Origin of the sequence: Parabacteroides sp. TM07-1AC (assembly GCF_003480915.1) — a bacterium.
In the GTDB taxonomy this organism is placed as follows: Bacteria; Bacteroidota; Bacteroidia; order Bacteroidales; family Tannerellaceae; genus Parabacteroides; species Parabacteroides chongii.
The window spans coordinates 1-5,006 of the sequence record NZ_QUKD01000022.1 but is presented as its reverse complement, the minus strand read 5'-3'; the positions used below and the strand labels follow the sequence as shown (position 1 = coordinate 5,006).

5 protein-coding genes are annotated in these 5,006 nt (G+C 46.5%); 3 read left to right on the top strand and 2 right to left on the bottom strand.

Annotation, left to right across the window (positions count from 1 at the left end; all coding sequences use genetic code 11):
* The 3 genes from DXD68_RS24360 to DXD68_RS23905 form a co-directional block, all read left to right on the top strand.
* Positions 1-178: DUF6383 domain-containing protein (locus tag DXD68_RS24360; RefSeq protein ID WP_199715798.1), on the top strand; the 178-nt coding region annotated here is incomplete at its 5' end.
* Between the two features lie 539 nt (positions 179-717).
* A complete protein-coding gene (locus DXD68_RS23910; RefSeq protein ID WP_233577305.1) occupies positions 718-1,068 on the top strand; it encodes a hypothetical protein in 351 nt (116 codons plus the stop codon).
* Positions 1,069-1,189: 121 nt separating this feature from the next.
* Positions 1,190-3,307, top strand: a complete 2,118-nt coding sequence (locus DXD68_RS23905; protein ID WP_122363917.1) for a VapE domain-containing protein — start codon at positions 1,190-1,192, stop codon at positions 3,305-3,307.
* A gap of 293 nt (positions 3,308-3,600) precedes the next feature.
* Here the strand turns inward: DXD68_RS23905 and DXD68_RS23900 are convergent, their stop codons facing one another.
* Together DXD68_RS23900 and DXD68_RS23895 are read right to left on the bottom strand one after the other, a co-directional pair.
* Positions 3,601-4,317: an Abi family protein gene (locus DXD68_RS23900; protein WP_122363919.1), complete on the bottom strand. Its 717-nt coding sequence runs from the start codon at positions 4,315-4,317 to the stop codon at positions 3,601-3,603.
* 258 nt (positions 4,318-4,575) lie between these two features.
* On the bottom strand, positions 4,576-4,800 hold the full coding sequence (locus DXD68_RS23895; protein ID WP_122363916.1) for a DUF4248 domain-containing protein: 225 nt from the start codon (positions 4,798-4,800) through the stop codon (positions 4,576-4,578).
* Positions 4,801-5,006 lie beyond the last annotated feature (206 nt).

Sequence of the window (5,006 nt, the reverse complement as noted above, 5' to 3'; positions counted from 1 at the left end):
TGAAGGTGCTGTAATCGTTAAGGGTGCTGAAGGCAAGAATGTAGTAATCACTAACGTTCTTGGTCAGACAATTGCCAACACAGTAATCACTTCTTCTGAAGCTCAGATTTCTGCTCCTGCAGGTATCGTTGTAGTAGCTGTTGAAGGCGAAGCTGCTGTTAAAGCAATCGTAAAATAAGAAACTATTTATAATCAATAAATTTAAATTGACTGCGCGGTTCCGTCATGAACCAAGTATCCCGCGATGGGCGAACAAGCGGTCAGTATTAATACTAAAGTAATGAAATAAAGTTCTTCTGTTCGATCTCTGTGAAGAGCAAAGACAGACAAAAACAAGCCCCGACGGTTCATTCCGCCGGGGCTTCGCTGTTAGTAATAATTGAACTATCCAATAAATAGTAGGGCTTGGTTATTATAGGTTTATTTGCCGTCTGCTTTAGCTGACGGTTTACAAGTTGTTTCTCTTTTTTCGGCTTTAGCCGCATTTCTCTTAAATAAAGAGACTGTTTAAAATGGGACTAAAGTCCAAAGATATTGATCATTTATCAATCCGTCAGCTAAAGCAGACGGCAAATGGAACTGTAAGGGCGGTTTGCGAACCGCCTCTACCAACAACACTACATTCATATCTGACAAAAAACGAACCATTCAAACTCAAAAACAAACAAAAATGAAAAAAAACTGGACGTCGTTCTTCTGACGGAGACGGCACAAGCATTGAAGCTCCGTTGCGAGCAGCTCGAAGGCGAACTTCGGGAAGTAAAAAAACTATGTAACAAAGTCTCCCGCCTGCTCGATCATGTCGTTTGGGAAGAAGACCTGATAGAAGAAGAGATCATCCTCTTTGACGGGACAATGGCTGACTTTGTCGAACTGATCGGTCCCCTGCTGTTGAGCAACCGGTGGAAAGTGAACGGCAGGCACGATGTGAAACCCTTCCTGCGCGCACTCGACTCGGTGCTCCATGTGCAACACTATCCCCAAAAGGAACACCTGGCCCTCGGTACACTGGTGAATGTCGTACAAGACTATCTCGACACCCATTCCGACTATCGGGAACAGTCTTGATAAGAGAGGGGAAATCCGGCATTTCGTGTTTTTCATAATAAAACAAAAAAACACGAAATGCCTCCTGTCTATTGCCTACCTTGTTGGATATAAGAGAAATACACCTATAAACACATTTGAAATGATACAAGTAACCATGTACGCCCGCTTCAAGAAACGCCTGGGCGATGTTAACCTGATCGATGTCCTCGACGACATCCGGACCGGGAAGTATGCCCCCTCTGTCAACCGCATCCGCGTCTATATGGACAAGGGCAATGCCGATGCTGCCGACACCCTGAAGAAAGGGCTGCCTGCCATCACCCTCTCCGCTACCTACAGCGGACAACGGCTGGATAAGTTCATGAACCGTTACAACCCGCTTATCATCCTCGATTTTGATAAGCAGAAAAAGGAAGACCTGCCGCGATTGCTGGAGCTGACGCGTGAAGCGCCTTATACTGTGGCCTGCTGGATCAGTCCGCGTGGAATGGGCATCAAAGCCATTGTCTATCCGGTAGTCGGGATGGAACTGGTTCCTGCGAATCATAAGGCGGTCTATAAGCGTGTCAGGGAATGGTACGAACACCGGCTGGGGATCGAGGCGGATGCTTCGGGAAGCGACCCCGGACGGCTCTGCATCGTCTCCTACGATCCGAACCTCTACCTGTCCCCCCGCTTCGTACCGTGGCTGAAAGGTGAGGGCAGCCTCCCTGAAGGATTGCCGCAGATAGAACCCGTCATTCCTGATGAGGTAACCCGCCTGCTCACTTCCGCCCGTAAGAAGACCACCCGCAAGATGGTTTATGCTGAGGGTAATCGCAATAACTACGTTCACCTCTTTGCCGGTCATTGCAACCGCTTGGGGATCCGCCGGGAGGAGGTGGAACGTTATGCTGCCGGATCGTTTGCCGACCTGTCACCGGAAGAACGGCTGCAAGCGATCGGCAGTGCCTACGCGCATACCGAACAACATGCGACAAAGCAGGCAGCCGCCACTTCGGGGCGCGGCAACGGGTTTGTCGGTCAGATACAAGACTTTCTTGCCGGACATTTCGAACTGCGCCGTAACGTGGTCCGTAACAAGGTGGAGTATCGTGATCCGGAAGACGGAGGGAAGGAGTTTTGTGCGGTGACCGATTATTGGGAAAACTCCGTCTGGTGTGCCTTGCAGAAGTCTGGAGTCTACTGCCGCCTGTCGGACCTACGCTCGGTGATCCATTCCGATTTCAGTCCGGAATACAATCCTTTCAAATCGTATTTTGAGAGTCTGCCGCCCTGGGACGGCGTGACGGATGCTATTGCCCGGCTGGCTGCTACAGTCGACACCACCCGACCGGATTTCTGGGCGAAGTGCCTGAAGAAGTGGCTGGTGGCTGTCGTGGCATGTGCCATCAACGAACGGAAAGCGAATCATACCGTTCTGCTGTTGAGCGGGGCGCAGGGAATAGGCAAAACGACCTGGCTGCGCAATCTGGTGCCGCCTGCGCTCAGAAGCTATATGTATTCGGGTAATCTCGACCCGATCGACAAGGACGCGTCTCTGATGATGAGCGACTGCTTTCTGGTGATCCTCGACGAACTCTCGGGACAGAGTAAGATGGAGCTGAACCGGATGAAGGCGATGATCACGAAAGACGCGATCCTCGAACGCCGTCCGTATGCCCGCAATGCGGAGTTGTTTGTGCGCCGTGCTTCCTTTGCCGCCACGGTCAACGACAGTCAGGTGCTGACCGACCATACCGGTTCGCGCCGTTTCCTTTGCTTCGAGACGTTGCGCATCGACTATACTGCCGAAGTGGATCACAACGCCGTCTACGCCCAGGCGCTGGCGCTTTATCGGGAGGGCTTCTGCTACTGGTTTGCCAATGACGATATTGCCGAACTTAACGACAACAACGAGACTTTCCAGCAACTCTGTCCCGAAGCCGAGCTGTTGTTTACCTACTTCCGCAAACCCACTCGTTTTGAGAACCCGCTTTTGCTCTCCACCAGCGAAATCCTGACCCGAATAGCCGAACGTACACGTTTTAATGCAACGACAACGAGTGTAATTCAGCTCGGAAAAGTGTTAAAAAGTTCCGGTTTTGAAATGCAAAAGAAGCATGGAAAGCGTCTGTATAGCGTCATCGAATTGAGTCACGATCAGGTGGTGGCACGTCAGAGAGGACTTGGAAATGATTCGGAGGATAGTGGTGATCTGTCTGAAAATGAACCCGATAACGAGGAAAATATGTGCGATCCTAAATTGCCGTTTTAAGAAACGGGGGCAGATGGGGCGGGTAAAAGGCTGTTTTCAAAACTTTTATATAATATGTTCCTTGTTCTTCTTACGATACCTTCGTAAAAGGAACAAGGAACATCTTTTACAGAAAGTTCCTAAAAGTTGTTTTTACCCGCCCCATCTGCCCCCACTCCTACTGAGTGCAGCAGCCATTTCCCGTGGCTCCGGCACTCACTGTCCGTGGCTGCGGCACCCACCGGAAACAGCTACAGCAGCTGGCAGAAACAACTGTCGCAGTCATTTCCATACCGTCTCAAGGGCATAGGTGTTCATGTCTGTTGTTTTTGTTCTTCTTTATCTATTGTTTTAAGTATCTTATCCACTTCTTTCAAAGACGTCATAATTTCCGGATCAATCCAAGAAAGCAATTCGCTAATTAACCTATACATTTTCCTTACATAAGAAAAATCACATTTCTTGTTTACAAAGCAGATAGGTTCGTTATGGTTGATGCGATTTCGTAATTCACGAATTTGTATTATAACATCATTGACTTGTTTACGTCCATATCCAGGGGGCAACTTCTTAAATATAGTACAAGGGACACCGGATAATAGCATATAATGATGTACTTCATAAAAACTATTCCAAAAGCCCAAGGTCTGTTCTGCTATAACCCTACCTGCCGTAATCTTCACGCCACGATCGGAAATTTTCTTTTCGGCTTTCTGAACTTCCGCCAGCAGATATTTATTGGTTACTTGTTTCTTTGTACGCTTATTTATATGCGTCAAGGAAGGAGCTATCATAAAACCGTTTTTCTGATTTATAATCCAACTTCCGTCAGAAAAATGATGCGCCAATGCATAATGTAATTGATTCCGCAAGATAACTTCAAAAGAAGAAAGTAGCGGATGAAAAGCCTGCGCTATTTTCATATTGGCAAAATAGAGCATTACTGCTTTATTTTTATCTCCACTTGTAGCCCGATAATACTTTGCCACACGTGAATTTGAGTATAATCTAACTATTTTTTTATATTTCATTTTGGGTATTTGGAATAAGATTACTATCTTTGCATTGTAATGCTTGGTAAAGCCTCTGTTATCAAAGCACGTAACCAAGTTAAGGATATACCCGTTCTTAAAGAACGGGTTTTCTTTTTTATTCCCTGGCCTTTGCAAAGGTACTGAAAATATCGATTACAGATAAAGAATCTATAAGTTTTCCATATGACGGAGAGATTGATTCTCTTTGGAATTACCGTGTCCAAAGTGAACAATAGGATATCCTCATAGTCCGTCTCAAGGTTCTCCCAAGTGCAGAATGATACATTCCACCTGTTTGGGTGTAAAGCTCCGGGCACCGGTATGATAACCCAGCTCGATCAATTTCGCCTTTAGTACGCCATGATAGTTTATCCATCGCCAAAGTTGCATGATAGCACCCCGCCGGCTGAGATGCGGACTGTAGAGTTCCGCCAGTTCGCCTACTCCGTAGGATCGTATAATGAAGGTAGACTGTTCCATAAAACACTGACTTTTAATACTCTAAGATACGAATAATCAATGGGTATATCAAATTTTGCAGATGTTTTTTGTGTTTTCTTTGTTTTTCCTTCACGTACGTACATTGTATAACAACATCTTTGATGAAAAAATAAATACAAAATATTTGGTGAAATATTTGGAGTATATGTTGTAAAGCACTACTTTTGCACCCGCATTCGAGAGAG